12 protein-coding genes, 2 tRNA genes and 1 rRNA gene are annotated in these 20,784 nt (G+C 34.3%); 1 reads left to right on the top strand and 14 read right to left on the bottom strand.

What is annotated here, in order from left to right; genetic code table 11:
* Positions 1-13 precede the first annotated feature (13 nt).
* The 12 genes from J6Y29_06780 to J6Y29_06835 form a co-directional block, all read right to left on the bottom strand.
* Positions 14-1,735, bottom strand: coding sequence for an AMP-binding protein (locus tag J6Y29_06780; GenBank protein MBP5427570.1), 1,722 nt, complete (start codon positions 1,733-1,735; stop codon positions 14-16).
* A 172-nt stretch (positions 1,736-1,907) separates the two neighbouring features.
* Positions 1,908-1,983: transfer RNA gene (locus tag J6Y29_06785), tRNA-Lys, on the bottom strand.
* 193 nt (positions 1,984-2,176) lie between these two features.
* Entirely contained in the window at positions 2,177-2,911 is a 735-nt protein-coding gene (gene truA / locus J6Y29_06790) for a tRNA pseudouridine(38-40) synthase TruA (GenBank protein ID MBP5427571.1), read from the bottom strand.
* A gap of 3 nt (positions 2,912-2,914) precedes the next feature.
* On the bottom strand, positions 2,915-3,883 hold the full coding sequence (locus J6Y29_06795) for an ROK family protein (protein MBP5427572.1): 969 nt from the start codon (positions 3,881-3,883) through the stop codon (positions 2,915-2,917).
* Between the two features lie 24 nt (positions 3,884-3,907).
* On the bottom strand, positions 3,908-4,393 hold the full coding sequence (gene nrdG / locus J6Y29_06800; GenBank protein MBP5427573.1) for an anaerobic ribonucleoside-triphosphate reductase activating protein: 486 nt from the start codon (positions 4,391-4,393) through the stop codon (positions 3,908-3,910).
* 18 nt (positions 4,394-4,411) lie between these two features.
* Positions 4,412-6,712 carry an anaerobic ribonucleoside triphosphate reductase gene (locus tag J6Y29_06805; GenBank protein ID MBP5427574.1) on the bottom strand — a complete coding sequence of 767 codons (2,301 nt, stop codon included), beginning with the start codon at positions 6,710-6,712 and terminating at the stop codon, positions 4,412-4,414.
* Between the two features lie 254 nt (positions 6,713-6,966).
* Positions 6,967-7,827: a YitT family protein gene (locus J6Y29_06810; GenBank protein ID MBP5427575.1), complete on the bottom strand. Its 861-nt coding sequence runs from the start codon at positions 7,825-7,827 to the stop codon at positions 6,967-6,969.
* Positions 7,828-7,864: 37 nt separating this feature from the next.
* Complete coding sequence (locus tag J6Y29_06815) at positions 7,865-8,827, bottom strand: ribose-phosphate diphosphokinase (GenBank protein MBP5427576.1); 963 nt, start codon at positions 8,825-8,827, stop codon at positions 7,865-7,867.
* Between the two features lie 20 nt (positions 8,828-8,847).
* A complete protein-coding gene (gene glmU / locus J6Y29_06820) occupies positions 8,848-10,224 on the bottom strand; it encodes a bifunctional UDP-N-acetylglucosamine diphosphorylase/glucosamine-1-phosphate N-acetyltransferase GlmU (protein ID MBP5427577.1) in 1,377 nt (458 codons plus the stop codon).
* A 251-nt stretch (positions 10,225-10,475) separates the two neighbouring features.
* Positions 10,476-13,973, bottom strand: coding sequence for a DNA-directed RNA polymerase subunit beta' (gene rpoC, locus J6Y29_06825; protein MBP5427578.1), 3,498 nt, complete (start codon positions 13,971-13,973; stop codon positions 10,476-10,478).
* 17 nt (positions 13,974-13,990) lie between these two features.
* Positions 13,991-17,725 (bottom strand): DNA-directed RNA polymerase subunit beta, encoded by a 3,735-nt coding sequence (gene rpoB, locus J6Y29_06830; GenBank protein MBP5427579.1) that lies wholly within the window; start codon positions 17,723-17,725, stop codon positions 13,991-13,993.
* Between the two features lie 284 nt (positions 17,726-18,009).
* Positions 18,010-19,497 (bottom strand): ankyrin repeat domain-containing protein, encoded by a 1,488-nt coding sequence (locus J6Y29_06835; GenBank protein ID MBP5427580.1) that lies wholly within the window; start codon positions 19,495-19,497, stop codon positions 18,010-18,012.
* Between the two features lie 236 nt (positions 19,498-19,733).
* On the opposite strand from J6Y29_06835, the gene sigH reads away from it, so the two are divergent.
* Positions 19,734-20,405, top strand: coding sequence for an RNA polymerase sporulation sigma factor SigH (gene sigH, locus J6Y29_06840; protein ID MBP5427581.1), 672 nt, complete (start codon positions 19,734-19,736; stop codon positions 20,403-20,405).
* 156 nt (positions 20,406-20,561) lie between these two features.
* On the opposite strand, the gene J6Y29_06845 is transcribed toward sigH, so the two are convergent.
* A tRNA-Asn gene (locus tag J6Y29_06845) sits at positions 20,562-20,637 on the bottom strand.
* Positions 20,638-20,684: 47 nt separating this feature from the next.
* Positions 20,685-20,784 (bottom strand): 5S ribosomal RNA (rrf, locus tag J6Y29_06850); the annotation flags it as partial.

The raw sequence follows: 20,784 nt of genomic DNA on the forward strand, positions 1-20,784 counted from the left end.
ACATCATCCATCTTTAGTACTTTGGTATCTCCTTATACCTTTTTATTTTTTGCGTAGTTGTCTTTATAAATGCTGTATCTCTAATGGTAAATTCCTTTATGTGCTTATACAGAGGAATTTCTTTATTAATATTTTTTATAACATCACCTAAAAATTTCTTAATATCCTCTGCCGACACAACAACCGCCTTTAGACTTTCCTTAATTGCGTCTATATTAGGAAAAATTTGCGCATTAACTCTAACCTCACCAGTTTCCTCGTCACTCTTTCCAAATACCAATGATTCAAGCACATATGGACTACTATTAATTTTTGTCTCCAACTCTTCTGGGAATATATTCTTACCATTTTTAGTGACAATAACATTCTTGTTTCTTCCTGTTATATAATAGAACCCATCTTTATCCTTGTACCCCAAATCTCCTGTATAAAACCATCCATCTTTAAAACACGACTTATCTACCTCTCCATTTATCAGATACCCAAGCATTATATTAGGACCTTTTGCTAATATCTCACCTATTCCATCTTCATTCGGATTATTTATAGTAATATCTACACCCGGTATAGGTAATCCTATAGAACCATGTCTACACACACTGTCTCTATTTCCTATAAGAAGAGGCGCACATTCTGTTAAGCCATACCCTTGAAGCGTTTTTATACCTAAATCCCAAAAACACTTAGACACTTCAGGAGCAATTGCCGCAGCTCCGGTTATTATAAGCCTTAGGTTCCCCCCTAAAGTAGAATGAATTTTTCTAAATACTTTTCTTTTTATATCTATTTTAAAAACATCTCTTAGAACATTTGTTACACCAATTGCCACTTTCAAAAAAGTTGTCAATCCTTTTGTTTTCTTTGCCTGCTCCCATATTTTCTTATGCATATTTTCTAGGAGCAATGGCACTGTTATCAATATTGTTGGACCGTACTCCTTTAAATTTTTCTGTATGTATCTTAATCCATCATTAAAATATATTGTACTACCTCTGTACAATAATAAAATAAATCCTAAAGAAGCCTGATACGTATGATGCAAAGGCAATATCGAAACACTTGAATCTTCTTTTTTTACATCAACAGTAGTACATACTGACATTATGTCTTCACACACATTCTTCTGCGATAACATAACACCCTTAGCATTGTCCATAGTACCTGATGTAAACAATAATATACTCATCTCTTCGCTAGACACCTGTACCTCTTCAAATGATGTATCTCCTCTCTCAATCAAGCCTTCTCCCTTGCGCACAAGCTTATAAAGTGACAATCTCGTATCATTATCATCTTCTAAATCCATATTAATAAAAAATTTTAAGGTAGAAATATTAGACGCTATCTCTTTCATCTCCTCTGAATACTTATCAGAAAAAATCACAATATTAGCATTACTTTGCTGTATAAGATTAATCTTTTCAGATGTTGGCAACTCTTTATCCATCGGAACAACTACTCCACCTGAATTTGTTGTTGCAAGATATGCTAAACACCACTCATACCTATTTTCACCCAATATACATACTACAGGCTTTTCTGGCACTAACTTAAGTAACGACGTACCAAGAGAAGCAACATTATTATATAGTTCTTCATATGATATATTTTTATAATTACCATCAGATATCTTTTTCACAAAAGCTAGCTTTTTTGCAAAAAGCTCTTTACTTTGTTTTAGCATATCTTTAAAATTAATTATTTTTCGCACTTCATACATTTTTTTTGATTTCATAACTCTCTCCTTAAAACTTTATTTTTCTAGTCACACACACTTAAAGCCATTTATCAAGACTTAATCTATTTAACTTTTGGGGCGGTTCACCCCCCACACATATAGACTCGGTACATCCTCACCAACTTAAATATAAAAAACAAAAAAGCCCCTTTTTCTATAAAGGGGCCTTTGGTGCACCATCAGGGACTCGAACCCTGGGCCCACTGATTAAGAGTCAGTTGCTCTACCATCTGAGCTAATGGTGCTCGCTTCACCGAACATGTATCATTATACACACTCCCCATATCTTTGTCAATAAAAAAATTATATTTTTTTTCGTTTTTTTTGCAGAAAATCTTTCCTAGGCTTCCAGGACACTTTTGGAAAGTATTTTTTAAGTATACTTGGGAAAAAACATCACTTTTCAAAAATTAATAACCAAAATTTTCGTAATACTTTTTAATAATAAACCTCCACCAAATATAGCCCATGTGATGGCGCTGTCTGTCCAGCCTTAACTCTATCTTTCGCATCTAAAATTTCTAGCATCTTATTAGGTGACACTCTCTTTACCCCAATATCAATCAATGTCCCCACAATTATTCTAACCATATTATACAAAAAACCGTCTCCTCTTACTTCTACAATAACCCTGTCTCCATCTTGTTTTATATTTATATCATGTATTGTCCTAACTGATGTCTTAGCCCCTCCTCCGCTCGCTCTAAATGAACTAAAATCGTGTGTACCTATTAAAAATTTAGCTGCCCTATTAACTATATCAATGTCTATCTTTTGCTTAACGTGATAAGCATTATCCTTAAATAATGCACTTTTTGTGTATCTGTTATGTATAAGATATATATACTTTTTGCCACAAGAGTCATACCTAGCATTAAAATTATCTGGCATAAGCTCAGACTTTACAATAGCTATATCATCAGGAAGGTATGCATTTATTGCAAGGCAAAACTTCTCTGGCGCAATTGTCGAATTGGTTATAAAATTCGCCACTTGTCCAAATGCATGCACCCCTTCATCTGTTCTACTAGCACCGATTAAATCAATACTCTCACCCGTTAGTTTTTTTATTGCATCCGCCACTACACCTTGTACTGTAATAACATCCGGTTGTATCTGCCATCCATGATAATTTCGGCCATCATACTCTATTGTAAGCTTTATATTATTCAATACCTAAAACACCTTTCTATTATATTCATTCAAAAATGCTGCACCTAAAATTCCAGCTTTGTTTCCTAGTTTTGCTAACTTTATATCTGTCCTATCCTTTAAATTTTGTCCCATCTCACTAGACTTACCTACTTCATCTTTCACCTTTTGCAAAAAATATTTACCGGCATTTGATATACCTCCACCTATAGCTATCAACCCAGGTTGAAAAATGTTAATAAGATTCACTATACCAAATGATAGATACCCTATGTACTCATTTAGAACTTTTTGCGCTGCTATATCCCCTCTTTTTGCTTGGGCAAATACAACTCTAGACTCAACTCTACTCATATCTCCATCTACTGCACTGTACATACTTGTGCTGTTATCATTTTCTATAGACTTAATTGCTAAATTTTTTAGTGCCGTTGCAGATGCATACATCTCCCAACATCCTCTTCTTCCACAACTACACTTTTCCCCTCTCATTACTATACTCATATGCCCAAGCTCACCTGCTGCACAATTCACACCCCGATATATAGATTCATTTATTATGATGCCCCCTCCTATTCCTGTCCCTAGCGTAACCATAATTGAATCTTTATATCCTTTCGCTACACCAAACTTTGCTTCAGCCAATGCAGCACAATTAGCATCGTTTTCTATGTAGACTGGAATATTGAAATATTTTTTCAACTCATCACTTATTTTTACTTCGAAAAAATTTATGTTAACTGCTCTTACAATAACACCTTTATCATTATCAACAACTCCAGGAACACCAATACCTATACGCTCTATCTGTTTCATCGATAATCCACTATTTTTTACTATCTTTTTTATAAGATTGGCTATATCCCCTATTATAACTTGTGGATCAGCTCCTTTTTGAGTCTTTATTATACTATTCTTTATTATCTTACCATCACAAGACACAACTCCTGCCTTTATATTTGTCCCACCCAAATCTACTCCTACGTAGTACATTAACGCCACCTCTTTTTAGTCATATCAATTGCAATACATCTGTCCAATTTGTATTTCTCTTTGGTTGGTAGATCCTTTAAACTTTAGGTTTGCATCCATCTTTGTTTGGTCAAACTCTCCATCAACCAAAACATCAATATTCTCTAACAATGTTTTGCATCCTAAATCTGTCTTAGCTCTCTTTACCAAATCCTCATACAGATATCCTGTGTAGGTCCACACATTATAACCCATTTTTTTTGCACAATGAGCCAAAATGCTGACTACATTAGCCTGATCAAATGGCTCACCCCCGCTAATAGTTAACCCATCTAACAACGGATTTTTTTTCATTCTCTCTATTATGTCACCAACCCTAACAAGAGTCCCTCCTTTATATGAATGAGTCTTAGGGTTATGACACCCTTTACAATTGTGGCTACATCCTTGTGTAAACACAACAAACCTTATACCTGGACCATCTACTATTGATTCATCCACTATTCCGGCTATCCTTATTAACTCATCCATTGTTCTCATCTCCTCATCCTAGCAATGCTTTACTCTATCTCTTTCCTCTGCTCTTTTAGCATCATTAAACCTATCCAATGTACCAACTAAATATCCAGTTATCCTTCTTATCCTATCAAACTTAATATCCCCTTCTTTTCTTCCGCAACCTGGACATGTGTCTCCAATTACGCCAACAAATCCACAAACTGTATCTCTGTCTACAGGATGATTTACTGATCCATAACCTATTCCAGCTTCTTTCATAGTTCTTATTATCTTCTCAAATGCTTCCACATTTTTAGTTGGATCTCCATCTACTTCTACATATGTTATGTGACCACCATTAGTAAGATTGTGATATGGCGCCTCCAAGTTTATCTTTTGATACGCACCAATCTTATAATATACTGGTATGTGAAAACTATTAGTGTAGTATTCTCTATCTGTTACTCCCTCTATTATTCCGTATCTTTGTTTATCTATTTTTACAAAACGTCCTGCTGTTCCTTCTGCTGGTGTAGCTATAACCGAAAAATTCAACTTATATTTCTCAGCTTTCTTATCCATTTTTTCTCGCATATATCCAATAATTCTAAGTCCTAATTTCTGTGACTCCTCTGACTCACCATGATGCTTGCCTGTGAGTGCCTTTAATGCTTCTGCAAGCCCAATAAATCCTATCGATAATGTGCCATGCTTTAACACCTCTCTTACTTCTTCGTTCCACTTTAAGTCATCTGAATCTAACCAAACACCTTGCCCCATTAGGAAAGGAAAATTCTTAACTTTCTTTCTACACTGTATCTCAAATCTCTCTAGCAACTGATCACATACTAACTCTATCTCCTGATCTAATTTTTCATAAAATAAACCTATGTCTTTATGGCTCTCTATTGCAAGCCTTGGTAAATTGATTGTAGTAAAACTCAAATTTCCTCTACCAAATGTTATCTCTTTCGTTTTATCATGTATATTAGACATAACCCTTGTTCTACATCCCATATACGCTATCTCTGTTTCAGGATGATTTGGTTTATAGTACTGCAAATTAAATGGTGCATCTATAAACGAAAAATTAGGGAACAATCTCTTTGCACTTACTTCACACGATAGCTTGAATAAATCGTAATTTGGGTCCCCTGGATTGTAATTTACACCTTCTTTTACTTTGAATATCTGTATGGGGAAAATCGGTGTCTCTCCGTTACCCAAACCGGCTTTTGTCGCAAGTAACAGATTTTTCATTACAAGCCTTCCCTCTCTTGACGTATCTGTTCCATAATTTATTGAACTAAATGGTATCTGCGCTCCTGCTCTACTATGCATCGTATTTAGATTATGTATAAACGCTTCCATTGCTTGATATGTAGACCGATCTATTTCTTTTTCTGTATTTTTATAAACAAAACGTTGAATCTTATCTACTGTTTTGTCATCACCTAATATATCCTTTAATAGCTTCTTTTCTTTGGATTGATATTTTTCTACATTCGCAAGAGTCGGATTTTCTTTCATCTTCTCACAAATTTCATTTACTGTAATATCTACATCCTCTAAATCACTTAAAAGCTCTAACGCTTTTTTAAAATTTTTTATATATAACTTTTTATAACTTTTAGCTACTCCTTTTGCCATACCATAATCAAAATTAGGTATACTCTGTCCTCCATGCTGATCGTTCTGGTTAGATTGGATTGCAATGCATGCTAAGGCAGAATAACTTTGAATATCATTAGGCTCTCTTAAAAAGCCATGCCCTGTACTAAAACCATTTTCAAAAAGTTTACATATATCTATCTGACAACACGTTGTTGTTAGCGTCAAAAAATCCATATCGTGTATATGGATATCTCCGTTTTTATGCGCATCTGAATGCTTAGGGTTTAATATAAACATTTCATAAAATTGTTTAGCAGCCTCAGAACCATACCTTAGCATAGTACCCATGGCTGTATCCCCATCTATATTCGCATTCTCTCTTTTTAAATCATTTTCGCTGGATTCCTTATAAGTTAGATCTTCAAATATCTTCATAAGCCTTGTATTCATTTCTCTTGCTCTGGATCTCTCTGCTCTATACAATATGTACTTCTTTGCAGTCTTTGCATGGCCACAGTTTATCAAAACTTTTTCAACTATGTCCTGCACTTGCTCAACTGTTGGCACACCCTTACTATATTTGTTCTCTACTTCCTCTATAACCTTCTCTGCCAATTCTACCGCTTTATTATAATCTTTACCTCCGATTGATGTCGCCGCTTTAAATATTGCGTTTACTATCTTCTCGCTATTAAAAGGAACTTCTCTCCCATCTCTTTTCTTTATTTTTGTAATCATTATCAATTTCCTCCTTAATTGTTAACAACACAATATTTTGTTGCCTATAATTATATTATACACAATATATTGTATAAATGATATATATTTTTTAAAAAAAAATATTTTTCTGGCAATTTGCACAAAAAAACATTTCAAAATTGGATTATAATAGGCTAATTTTTACTATGATTTAATGTACAATGCAGTTAAAAAGCAAAATTAAAGCAACATTTGGGGGTTTTGTTAAACATCCAAATGTTGCTTTAATTTAATTACTCTTCTGGCCTTTCATAAAATTTCCCCACTAATTGTTCTGTTTTTATTATATTAATAAATGCATCCTCATCAATCTCTTTAACCCTACTAATTACAGTTTTTACTTCATCGCTAGCCACAATTGAATAAACCATGTTCTTAGTTTCTTTCTTATAACAGCCTGTCCCAGTAAAAATTGTCCCACCGTGATGTGTTACGTTTTTTATTATCTCATACACCTCATTCGGGTAATCTGTAATAATAGACAAAGTATTCCTCTTATACCTACGATGCAACATATTTATAATTTGTGTACTAGCAAACTGAAATATTATAGAATACAACGCCTTTTCCCAACCAAAAGTGACACCTGCCGCCGCTATCAATATTACATTTCCTATGAATATGTAATACCATGCATGCGTTATACCTTTTTTCATCATCAATAAAGATAGAAAATCTGATCCTCCGCTTGTTGCTCCCACTATCAAACACAAACTGATACCAAATCCATTTATCAATCCACCAAATATTGATATCAAAGTTAAATCACTTGTTATATTAAATTTAGGTAGCAAATCTGTAAAAATACTTGTTAATACAACAACTAAGCATGAATACAAGGTAAATTTCTTCCCTATTTTTTGGTAACATACTACCGCTGGTACTGCATTTAAAATAAAATTTATAACTGTGTACGGAACAGACACTTTCATAAACACTGCAAATATACGCTGTATAAAAAGTGTTAGTCCTGTAAATCCTCCTGGTATAAGCTCTCCTGCTGTAACAAAAGTATTTATATTTATAGCCAAAATCAATGCTGATGCTACCAGAACTACTAATTTCGTAATACTAGATCTCCTCTTTACTGCAATATCATTCAAATTACTTCTCCCCTTAAAACAAAAATATTTAGTCTATCTGATTAAACAAGGTACTTATGGATATATCTCCATATATTCTTTCAATCGCCTCTGCAAAAACACTTGCGACCGATAATATTTTTATCTTATCTAATCTTTTTTCTTTTGGTAAATCTATTGTATTTAGTACTACCATCTCCTTTATAGGTGAATTTTTTATTCTATCTATTGCAGGACCTGAAAAAACTGCATGTGTACAACAGGCGTAAACCTCTTTTGCACCTCTCTCTATAAGTGCATTAGTCGCGTTAATTACAGTACCTGCAGTATCTATCATATCATCGACAAGAATAACTTTTTTATCTTGTATGTCACCTATTACATTCATAACTTCACATACATTTGCCTTGGGCCTACGTTTATCTATTATGGCAAGTGGACACTCTAACCTTTCGGCAAACTTTCTAGACCTAGTTACACTTCCCACATCTGGAGAAACAACAACTATATCATCATCATCACTAAATCTTTCTTTAAAATATTGCGCAAGAATTGGTACACCAACCAAGTGATCCACTGGTATATCAAAAAATCCCTGCAACTGTGCAGCATGTAGATCCATAGTTAATATTCTATCTGCACCCGATACTGTCAATAGGTTCGCAACCAACTTTGCTGAAATTGGATCTCTAGCCTTAGCTTTTCTATCTTGCCTTGCATATCCAAAATAAGGCATAACCGCTGTTATCCTTCCCGCGGATGCACGTTTTAGTGCATCAATCATTATCAATAACTCAATTAAATTATCGTTAACAGGCTTACTAGTAGATTGTATTATAAATACATCAGATCCTCTCACTACTTCCTCTATATTTATAGCACTTTCTCCATCGCTGAACATACCCACGCTGGCACTACCTATAGGAAGACCTATCTTCTCTGCTATTTCGCGTGCTAACTTTAAGTTAGAATTACCTGCAAAAATTTTTATGTCTTTTCCATGAATATTCATTTTAATGCTCCTCTTCTAATTTACTTATAATTCTCTTCTCTATTGGTCACCCAGTCTTGTTTTATAATTTGTCTTGATCTTGCTATTGCCAATGAATTCTTAGGCACATCATCTGTTATTGTTGATCCAGCAGCAACAAATGTATTATCTTCTAGCTCCACCGGTGATATCAAGTTTACATTACATCCAACAAATGAATTATCTCCTACAATTGTTTTGTTTTTTTTCTTACCATCGTAATTTACAGCAACAACTCCACAACCTAAGTTAACTCCTCTCCCCACCTCTGCATCTCCTACATAGGTAAGATGAGAAATCTTTGTATTATCCCCTATTTGAGATTTTTTTATCTCTACAAAATCTCCAATTTTTACGTTCATCCCAATATTGCTACCTGGCCTAACATACGCAAATGGCCCAACCTTAGTACCATTTTGAATTATGCTCTCCAACACTTGCGAATTATTTATAACTACACTATCACCCACTTCACTAGAAATTATCTTTGTGCTAGGACCTATCACACACCCTTCACCTATTCTTGTACTTCCCTCCAAAATTGTATTTGGATATATTGTTGTGTCTTTTCCTATTATAACTTCATCCTCTATGTATGTTGTAGACGAATCTATAAATGTAACTCCATTTAGCATATGCCTTTCATTGATTCTACGTCTCATAATCTTATTAGCTTCCTCTAGCTGTATCCTGTTATTTACTCCTAAAATTTCCCTGCTATCTGATATCTTTCTTGCTCCAACTCTCTTGCCATCATTTATTAAAATTTCTATGGTATCTGTTAAATAATATTCACCTTGACTGTTATTACTCTTAACTTTTTCTATTGCACTTTTAAGACAATCTGCATCAAAACAATACATACCCGAATTAACTTCATTTATATTTAATTCATTAACATTTGCATCTCTATGTTCAACTATTTTTACAACATCCCCTGTGCTATTTCTAACTATTCTGCCATATCCACTTGGGTCATCCAAGCATGTAGATATTATAGTTACAGAAAACTTGTTGTCTATATGATACTTTATTGTCTCTGATATGGTCTCATCTGTAATCAATGGCATATCCCCACACAGCACCAAAACATACTTACTATTTATATCACAAGCATTAAATACCTCTCTTACTGCATGCCCCGTACCTAGCTGTTCTTTTTGAACAACGTACTTTACTTTATCTTGCAAATAATCCTTAACTTGCTCTTTTTTGTGACCCACCACAACAATAACATCCTCAATTAAAGCTTTTCTAAGTGAATATCTAACATGTTCAATCATTGGCTTACCACAAACTTTGTGTAAAATCTTCGCACTATCAGATTTCATTCTCCTACCTTCGCCCGCTGCAAGAATTATACCCAATATATTGTTCATTCTTATTAATTACTCCTCTAAGCTATAAAGAGTAACTTACCTTCCTTTCAAAATTATATTTTACAAATCAAACTTACTCTTCATTAAAAACATTGTCGATTGAGTTTTATTCTATCATAAATATTTTTAAAATTCAACTTTTAACATCAAATTGTTAACTAAACCTCTCATATTTATTTAATAGTGCCGCTTAATATAATAATGTTACATTAAGGGCACTATCTATCATTAACTTTTATTCTTTATCATTATTATTCAACCACTGTACTTATTGTTATGTCTTTGTACCTACTCATACCAGTTCCAGCAGGTATTAGCTTTCCTATAAGCACATTTTCTTTCAATCCAACTAATGGATCGACTTTTCCATTTATTGCAGCATCTGTCAATACCCTAGTTGTTTCCTGGAACGATGCTGCTGACAAAAATGAATCTGTTGCCAAAGACGCCTTTGTTATTCCTAACAAGACTCTCTTTCCTTCTGCCTCTCTTAATCCTTCACTGGCAACTCGAGCATTTTCTTCCTCAAAGTCAAATATATTAACCAAAGCACCTGGTAACAAATTCGTATCTCCAACTTCATCAACTTTTATCTTTCTTAACATTTGCTTCATTATTACCTCAATGTGCTTATCATTTATATCAACACCCTGAAGTCTATATACTCTTTGTACCTCTTGTAACAAGTAATCTTGAACACCTTTAACACCTTTTATCTTCAAAACATCATGTGGATTTACTGAACCTTCTGTCAATTCATCTCCTGCTTCTACTTCATCTCCATCATGAACCTTAAGCCTTGCTCCATAAGGTATCATATAGTTCATTACTTCGCCTTCACTACTTGTTACAACCACTTCTCTCTTTCTTTTATTCTCTATTATCCTAACCTTACCCGCAATCTCTGTTATAATTGCAAGTCCTTTTGGTTTCCTTGCTTCAAACAACTCCTCTACACGAGGCAAACCTTGAGTAATATCATCTCCGGCAACTCCTCCTGTATGGAATGTTCTCATTGTAAGCTGTGTTCCTGGCTCTCCTATAGATTGCGCTGCAATTATACCTACTGCCTCACCCACATTACACTCTTCACCTGTCGCCAAGTTTGCTCCATAACATCTCGCACACACACTGTACTCTGAATGACATGTCAATACTGATCTTATTTTAACCTTCTTTATGCCAGCCTTAACTATCTTTTCAGCATCTTTATCAGTTATCAATTTGCCTGTATCAACTAAAAGTTCTCCTGTTTCTGGATGGAATACCCGCTCTGCTAAATACCTTCCTAATAATCTTTCTGATAAGGCTTCTATAACTTCGTTTCCATCTTTAATATCTGATACTTCTATTCCTTTTCTTGTTCCACAATCTACTTCTCTTACTATAACATCTTGCGATACATCAACTAACCTTCTTGTTAGATATCCTGAATCGGCTGTTCTTAAGGCTGTATCCGCTAATCCTTTTCTCGCTCCGTGTGTAGATATGAAAAACTCCAACACGTTAAGACCTTCTCTAAAGTTTGCCTTTATTGGTATCTCTATTGTTTTACCTGATGTATCTGCCATAAGACCTCTCATACCAGCCAACTGCTTTATCTGATTTATATTACCTCTCGCTCCTGATTGAGACATCATATACACTGGGTTAAACTCAGACAAGTTACTAATTAGCGCCTTTGTTATTTTCTCTGATGCTTCTGTCCACGCTGCAATAACACTATTGTACCTTTCTTCATCTGACATCAAACCTCTCTTATATTGTCTAACTGTTTTTTCTATTTTATCTTCTGTCTCTTTTATATATCTTTGCTTTACTTCAGGAATAACCATATCCGATACACTTATTGTTATTGCTCCTCTTGTTGAATACTTAAAGCCTAATGCCTTTATATTATCCAACAATACAGCTGTATCTGTTAATCCATGAGTCCTTATAGAATTATATATTATCTTACCCAAAAACTTTTTATCAACTAACTCATCTATCTCTAACGCAAACTTATTCTCAGGCTTTGTCCTATCAACAAAACCTAAATCCTGAGGTATCGCCTCGTTAAATATAATTCTTCCCATAGTTGTATTAATTCTTTGTTGTTCGATCTTTCCATCAAACTCTTTTGTCATCCTAACAACTATGTCTGCATGAAGCCCTATTACGCCTTCTTCATATGCAAGCATAGCTTCATCTGGCGACGCAAATACACTTCCTTCTCCTTTTTCACCCTTCTTCTTTAGTGTTAGATAATAACTACCTAATATCATATCCTGTGTAGGCACTGTCACTGGCTTTCCATCTTGAGGTTTTAGCAAGTTGTTTGCAGATAACATTAAGAACCTAGCCTCAGACTGTGCTTCAGCTGATAATGGTACATGAACCGCCATTTGGTCTCCATCAAAGTCAGCATTGTACGCTGTACAAACCAATGGATGTAGCTTCAACGCTCTTCCCTCAACTAATACTGGCTCAAATGCCTGTATACCAAGCCTATGCAATGTAGGCGCACGGTTTAATAATACTGGATGCTCCTTTATTACTTCTTCTAGCACATCCCATACCTCAGGCTTCACTCTCTCGACCATTCTCTTGGCATTCTTTATATTATGCGCTATCCCGCTATTTACCAAATTCTTCATAACAAATGGCTTAAACAACTCTAGTGCCATTTCTTTTGGTAATCCACACTGATATATCTTAAGCTCTGGCCCTACAACTATAACAGACCTTCCCGAATAGTCAACACGTTTACCCAGCAAATTCTGTCTAAACCTTCCCTGTTTTCCTTTTAGCATATCTGATAATGATTTAAGTGGTCTATTTCCAGGACCTGTAACAGGTCTTCCTCTTCTACCATTATCTATCAACGCATCAACTGCTTCTTGTAGCATTCTCTTTTCATTTCTAACTATTATATCTGGAGCTCCCAAATCTAATAGTCTTTTTAATCTGTTATTTCTATTTATAACTCTTCTATATAAATCATTTAAGTCCGATGTCGCAAATCTTCCTCCATCCAATTGTACCATTGGTCTTAATTCTGGTGGCACAACTGGCACTACATCTAATATCATCCACTCTGGCCTATTATTAGATACCCTAAATGCCTCTACTACTTCCAGTCTTTTTATAATACGTACTCTCTTTTGTCCTGTTGCTTCATCTAACTCTTTTCTTAATTCAGAAGATAGTTTGTCTAGATCTATATCTTGCAATAACTCTTTAACCGCTTCTGCTCCCATATTAGCCCTAAAACTATTTCCAAATTTCTCTATGCTTTCCCTGTACTCTTTCTCTGTCAATACTTGCTTTTGAGTTAGTGGCGATTGTCCGGGATCTAACACAATATACGCAGCAAAATATAGCACCTTCTCTAATAATCTCGGTGACACATCAAGTAATAGTCCCATTCTACTTGGTATACCTTTGAAGTACCATATGTGAGACACTGGAGCTGCTAGCTCTATGTGTCCCATTCTCTCTCTCCTAACTTTAGAACGTGTAACCTCAACTCCACACCTATCACACACTATACCTTTATACCTTATTCTCTTGTATTTACCACAGTGACACTCCCAGTCCTTTTGAGGTCCGAATATTCTCTCGCAAAATAATCCGTCTCTCTCTGGCTTTAGTGTCCTATAATTTATCGTTTCTGGCTTCTTTACCTCTCCTCTTGACCACTCACGTATCTTTTCAGGAGAAGCTAACCCAATTTTTATTGAATCAAAATTATTAAGTTCAAACATACGGCTATCTCCTCTCTCTAAAATTCGCTATCAAAATCTGATATCTTACTTATACTGTCTTTTAAAAATGTATCTTCTACGCTTTTTAAATCTTCCTCTATTATAGTATCATCTTCAAAATCAGTATCACCTGGTTGACCTTGACTTTCTTCGCTCATATCCTCTATGAAGAAGCTATCACTTTCGTCTAAATAATCACTCTCGTCTCCTTCAATATTGATGTTCATATCCTCTAGGTCGTCTTCAACAGATTCTTTTATAGCTATTTCTTCTTGTTCCTCTGAATAAACCTTTACATCCAGTGCTAAACTTTGCAGTTCTTTTATCAATACCTTGAATGACTCTGGTATGCCTGGCTCTGGTATATTCTCACCTTTAACTATTGCCTCATATGTCTTCACTCTTCCTACTACATCATCTGACTTAACTGTCAAAATCTCTTGTAATGTATACGCAGCTCCATATGCTTCCAATGCCCAAACTTCCATCTCTCCAAATCTTTGACCACCGAACTGAGCCTTTCCTCCTAACGGTTGCTGTGTAACTAGCGAATATGGTCCTGTAGATCTTGCGTGTATTTTGTCATCAACCAAATGAGCTAGCTTCAACATATACATGTATCCTACTGTAACTCTATTATCAAATGGCAATCCTGTTCTTCCATCATACAATACAGTCTTTCCATCTGAATCTAATCCTGCCTTTTCCAATGTCTCTACTATATCATGCTCTGTAGCACCATCAAATACAGGAGTTGCTATCTTCCATCCCAACGCTTTTGCTGCATATCCTAAATGCACTTCTAACACCTGTCCGATATTCATACGAGATGGCACACCCAATGGATTTAGTACTATCTGTAATGGAGTTCCATCCGGTAAGAACGGCATATCCTCTTCTGGTAATATTCTGGATATAACACCCTTGTTACCATGTCTTCCCGCCATTTTATCTCCAACAGATATTTTTCTTTTTTGCGCTATATAAACTCTAACTAACTCATTTACCCCTGGTGGCAACTCGTCTCCATTTTCTCTTGTGAATACTTTCACATCTACTATAATACCATACTCTCCGTGTGGAACCCTAAGCGAAGTATCTCTTACTTCTCTTGCTTTCTCTCCAAATATCGCACGAAGTAATCTTTCTTCTGCAGTAAGTTCAGTCTCTCCTTTTGGAGTTACCTTTCCTACTAAAATATCCCCTGCTCTAACTTCAGCTCCTATTCTTATTATTCCTCTATCATCTAGATCTTTTAAAGAATCGTCACCCACATTTGGTATATCTCTTGTTATCTCTTCTGGTCCAAGCTTTGTATCTCTTGCCTCTGATTCATATTCCTCTATATGTATTGATGTAAATACATCCTCTTTTACTAATTTTTCATTTATTAGTATAGCATCCTCGTAGTTATAACCTTCCCATGTCATAAATCCTATTAGTATATTTCTTCCTAAAGATATCTCTCCATTGCACGTGGATGGACCATCCGCTATAACCTGACCTTTTTTAACTTTTTGATCCTTCCTAATTATAGGTCTTTGATTTATACACATACCCTGGTTAGAACGCTTATACTTTAATAATTTGTATCTGTCCTTATTTCCATTCTTTGTTCTTATAACTATCTCATCAGCCGATACATACTCAACTACTCCGTCATTCTTTGCAAGAACAACAACACCCGAATCACATGCTGCCTTGTATTCAATACCTGTACCTACAATAGGCGAATCTGGTTTTATCAATGGAACAGCCTGACGTTGCATGTTAGCTCCCATCAATGCACGGTTCGCATCATCATTTTCCAAAAATGGTATCATCGCAGTAGCAACCGACACCAACTGCCTTGGTGATACATCAACAAAATCTATCTTCTCTGCATCAACCTGCAAAATTTCATCTTTATATCTTGCTATAACCTGTTTATTTTTTATTACATTATGCTCATCTACCGGCTCTGTAGCTTGAGCAATAATATATTTATCTTCTTCATCAGCTGTTAAGTAAACAACTTCATCTGTTATTTTTCTATTTTTTTTGTCAACTTTTCTGTATGGCGCTTCTATAAAACCATACTCATTCACTCTAGCATATGTACTAAGCGATCCTATAAGACCTATGTTTGGTCCCTCTGGTGTTTCTATTGGGCACATACGTCCATAGTGAGTATGATGCACATCACGTACCTCAAACCCCGCTCTTTCCCTGCTAAGTCCCCCAGGTCCTAAGGCACTTAACCTTCTTTTATGAGTAAGCTCAGACAATGGATTTGTTTGGTCCATAAACTGTGACAACTGGCTGCTTCCAAAGAATTCCTTTATCGCAGCTGCAACCGGCCTTATATTTATGAGTGCCTGTGGTGTAACTACATCCATGTCTTGTATTGTCATTCTTTCCCTTACTACTCTCTCTAACCTAGACAATCCAATTCTAAACTGGTTCTGCAATAACTCACCTACAGAACGAAGTCTTCTATTTCCTAGATGGTCTATGTCGTCTGTCTCTCCTATCGAGCATGTCAAATTGATCATGTAACTTATAGAAGATATTATATCCTCTATAGTAATAAACTTAGGTATCAACTCATCATGTCTTTCTTTAAAAGCATTCTTTATATCTTCTTGCTTAGTATTTTTGCTTAATATATCTTTTAGTACATCGATCCTTACACCCTCATTTATACCTACTTCCTTAGGATCAAAATCAACAAATGCACTCGCATCAACAACGTTATTTCCTATTACTTTTACTTCTTTGCCTTCTACGTCCAAAACAACACTATCTATTCCAGAATTTTGAATATATTTGGCTATATCCTCTGTTACTGCTTCACCTTTTTCTAATATGATCTCACCAGTTTCCCTGTTTACTACATCTTGCGCCACTTTATAGCCTGTTATTCTAGTAGCCAAAGATAATTTCTTATTAAATTTATATCTTCCTACTCTGGCCAAATTGTACCTCTTAGGCTCAAAAAACAAACTATTCATCAACGCTTCTGCACTTTCAACAGTTGGAGGCTCCCCTGGTCTTAATCTTTTATAAATTTCTATTAATCCTTCTTCTCTAGTTTTAGTACCATCTTTTTGGATAGTCGCAAGCAAATACTCAGTTTCTCCGAACAATCTAATGATTTCATCATCAGTACTAATTCCAAGCGCTCTAATCAAAACTGTTATTGGTAACTTCCTTGTTCTGTCTATCCTAACTGATATAATATCATTGGAATCTATTTCATACTCTAACCATGCACCTCTATTGGGTATAACCGTGTTCGAATATAGCTTTTTACCTGTCTTATCAATTTTGTCAGCATAATAAATTCCTGGAGATCTAACTAACTGACTTACAACTACTCTCTCCGCTCCATTGATAATAAATGTTCCTGTTTCTGTCATCAATGGGAAATCTCCCATGAATATCTCTTGCTCTTTCACTTCTCCTGTCTCTCTATTGATAAGCCTAACTTTCGCCTTCAATGGAGAAAAATATGTAGTATCTCTTTCTTTACATTCCTCCACTCCGTACTTGATTTTATTGTCTAGAAAATAATCCACAAACTCAAGTACCAAATTACCTGCATAATCTGTTATCGGAGAAATATCCCTGAATACTTCCCTTAATCCTTCATCTAAAAACCACTTGTAGGATTTCTTCTGAATATCAATAAGATTAGGTAAATCTAGGACTTCATTAATCTTAGAATAACTCATTCGCACTACATCACCCATATGCACAGGACGTACCATTAAATATCACCTCATATTATTTCTTTTTGGAGTGCCACTTCTTCGTAACTCTGTTTGTCTCCTTCCAAAGCACATCTAAAGTAACTTATTATATCAACCTAATATCCTTTTACTATATAAACTACCCGAAAAAAATACATTTTGATACAGTATGTCATTTTATCATTTTGCAAATATCGAGTCAATAGCTTTTTTCCGCATTTATCACAAATGCTATTTGTTTATCTCTTTTATGCTCTTATTTCCTACTTATATCTCTTGATTTGTCTTGTAAACTTTTGTTTTTACAACAGCATTTCTTTATTTGATCTTCTTTTTTTCAGTATCTTTGGTTCTTTTCCTCCCAAATTACCTCTTTTTTTATTTATCTCTTTTTTTGTCATATCAAAAGCCATTTTCCCCAATTTATTGTCTTCTTTCAAATCATCTGATGGTACAAATATACACTTTTCTTTTGTTATCTCATTTAAAGGCCTTAATTTAGGTTTCTCACTATTAAATATAGTTGCCAATCTTATAGTATTAACTATTTTTTTATCCTCTTCTGGCATTTTTTCATTATCAAACAAGTTTATAATATTAGTTAGCTCAAAATCATCTGATACTGCATTTAACAAAACATTTCTTTGTCCTTCTGTAATAGATGTATCCGCTCCATTCATAATCAAATACTTCACCAAATATGTATTTTTACTTTTACACGACTTTATCAAAGCCGTATCTCCCACAATATCTTTCAAATTAATATTAGCTCCTTTTTCTATTAAATATTTTGCTAAATTTGAATTCCCCTGTTCACACACAGACATTAGTACTGTCTCTTCTGTCAAATTCTTTTGGTTTATATCAGCACCAGTCTCCACTAGATAATTAACTAACTCCATATTGTTATTATCACATGCATATTTTAATGGAGTGTCTCCAAAAATATTTTCTGCATTTACGTTTGCATTTAAATCTATTAGACTATTGGCCATAACTGTATCATTTTTTAAGCATGCTTGCATTAATTCTGTGCATCCCAAAGAATCTCTTGAATCTAGCCTAGCACCTTTATTTAATAAATAATTTATCATATTTATATCATTTCTTTCAAACATACATCTTAATACTGTATGTCCCACTAGTTCTCCTGGATAAAATCCTTTTAATACTTTCATAATCCCTAGTTCAAATTCTTCTATTAAATTTACATCTGCACCATTTTCTACTAAGTATTTAACTAATTCAGCACTGCCATATTTACCAGCTATCATAAGTGCCGTACTACTATTCTTACTTATAGCATTTATAGTTGTATACGCTCCAGCATTTATTAAAATTCTTACTAAATTCAAATTATTATGTTTACATGCCCACATCAAAGGAGTTAATCCTTCTTCATTACATATGCAAGCATTAGCTTTGTTATATAATAGATACTCTACCATCACTATATCATTCATATAACAAGCTAGTATAAGTGCCGTATTACCTTCCAAATTTTTTCTATTTACATCTGCACCTCTTTCAACTAAATATTTTATTGCCTCTTCATTTTTTAAAATACAAGAAATCATCAATATCGTTACTCCATTTGAATCTCTAAAATTTACATCTCCATTTCGCACTAAATAATCTAGCATATTCATGTCTTTATTTTTAATTGCAAAATAATAGGGATTATAACTTATAGGACTTGTTATATTAATATTTATTCCCTTTTCTATTGATCTCCTTATTAAATTTGTATCTACTACCGCACAATCTTTAATTAATTTTTCCTCTCTCATTTTTTTACACCTCATTATTTATTTTTGTAAAATAATACTCTTAACACACGTATAAAAGCTATTATAACAAATTATTACATTATTCATCAACTTTTCGAATTGTTTTTTTTATCTAATAAAGTTTACATATACAGTCGATAAACATATGTAGACTCAAAAAAAAATATTCTAAATACATCACTTAACTACAAATCAAACAAATACTACTTGATTCTTGCTAACAACTTCCAGCACAAATGAGGAATTATGGTTATACAGATTGGAGGGTGAATATCTTGTTACAATACGCTTTCGATACTTTAGACGTTACTTACGAAACTTTAAAAGATGAAGAACTATTACACTTAATCAATGAAGGAGACAACTGTGCTCTAGAACATATATTTAAAAGATATCAACGATATATAAAAGCTAAATCACGAATATATTTTTTAATAGGTGGAGATAAAAATGATATTGAACAAGAAGCTATGCTTGGCCTATACTCTGCAATAAAAAAATATAAATTTGAAAAAGAATATACCTTTAAGACGTTTGCCGAAATATGCATAACACGCCAAATCTTAACCGCTATAAAATCTGCAACAAGGCAAAAGCATATTCCTCTAAATTCCTATATATCACTAAATCGTCTTGTGTACGAAGAAGAAAACGATAAAACAAGATTAGTCGATTTAATAGAAGCAAAAATTAGTAATAACCCTGAAGATATAGTAATAAGTAAAGAGTCTTATAAATCACTAGAAAATACCGTATTTTCTCAACTAAGCGCTTTTGAAATAAAAATTTTAAAATTGTATATAAGTGGTCAAACTTATGCCAATATAGCAAAAATACTACGCAAAGACAAGAAATCTGTTGATAATGCTTTGCAAAGAATAAAGAAAAAAATATCTCCTACTCTCTAGAAATTCTATTATCTAAACTTTAAAAAAAAATTTTTACATTTTTTGTGCATATTTACTTCATACACCATTTTCTTTTATTTATTATCACATATTTACGCAAAAAAGAGACTGTCTCTCAAAGGAACAGCCTCTTATCATGCAGTGCTAGGAACACTCTGGCTCCTCAAGTAGGACTTGAACCTACGACCCTGCGGTTAACAGCCGCATGCTCTGCCAACTGAGCTATTGAGGAACGTTTGAAGAAACTTAAGAGTTAATAACCTTTGGTTTCTCCATAAAATCTGGCGACTACCTATTTTCCCAGAGCGTCTCCACTCAAGTATTGTCGGCGGTTTGAAGCTTAACTTCCGTGTTCGGAATGGGAACGGGTGTGTCCTTC

The sequence above is a fragment of the Clostridiales bacterium genome (assembly GCA_017961515.1).
Taxonomy (GTDB): domain Bacteria; phylum Bacillota; class Clostridia; order Acetivibrionales; family RGIG10202; genus RGIG10202.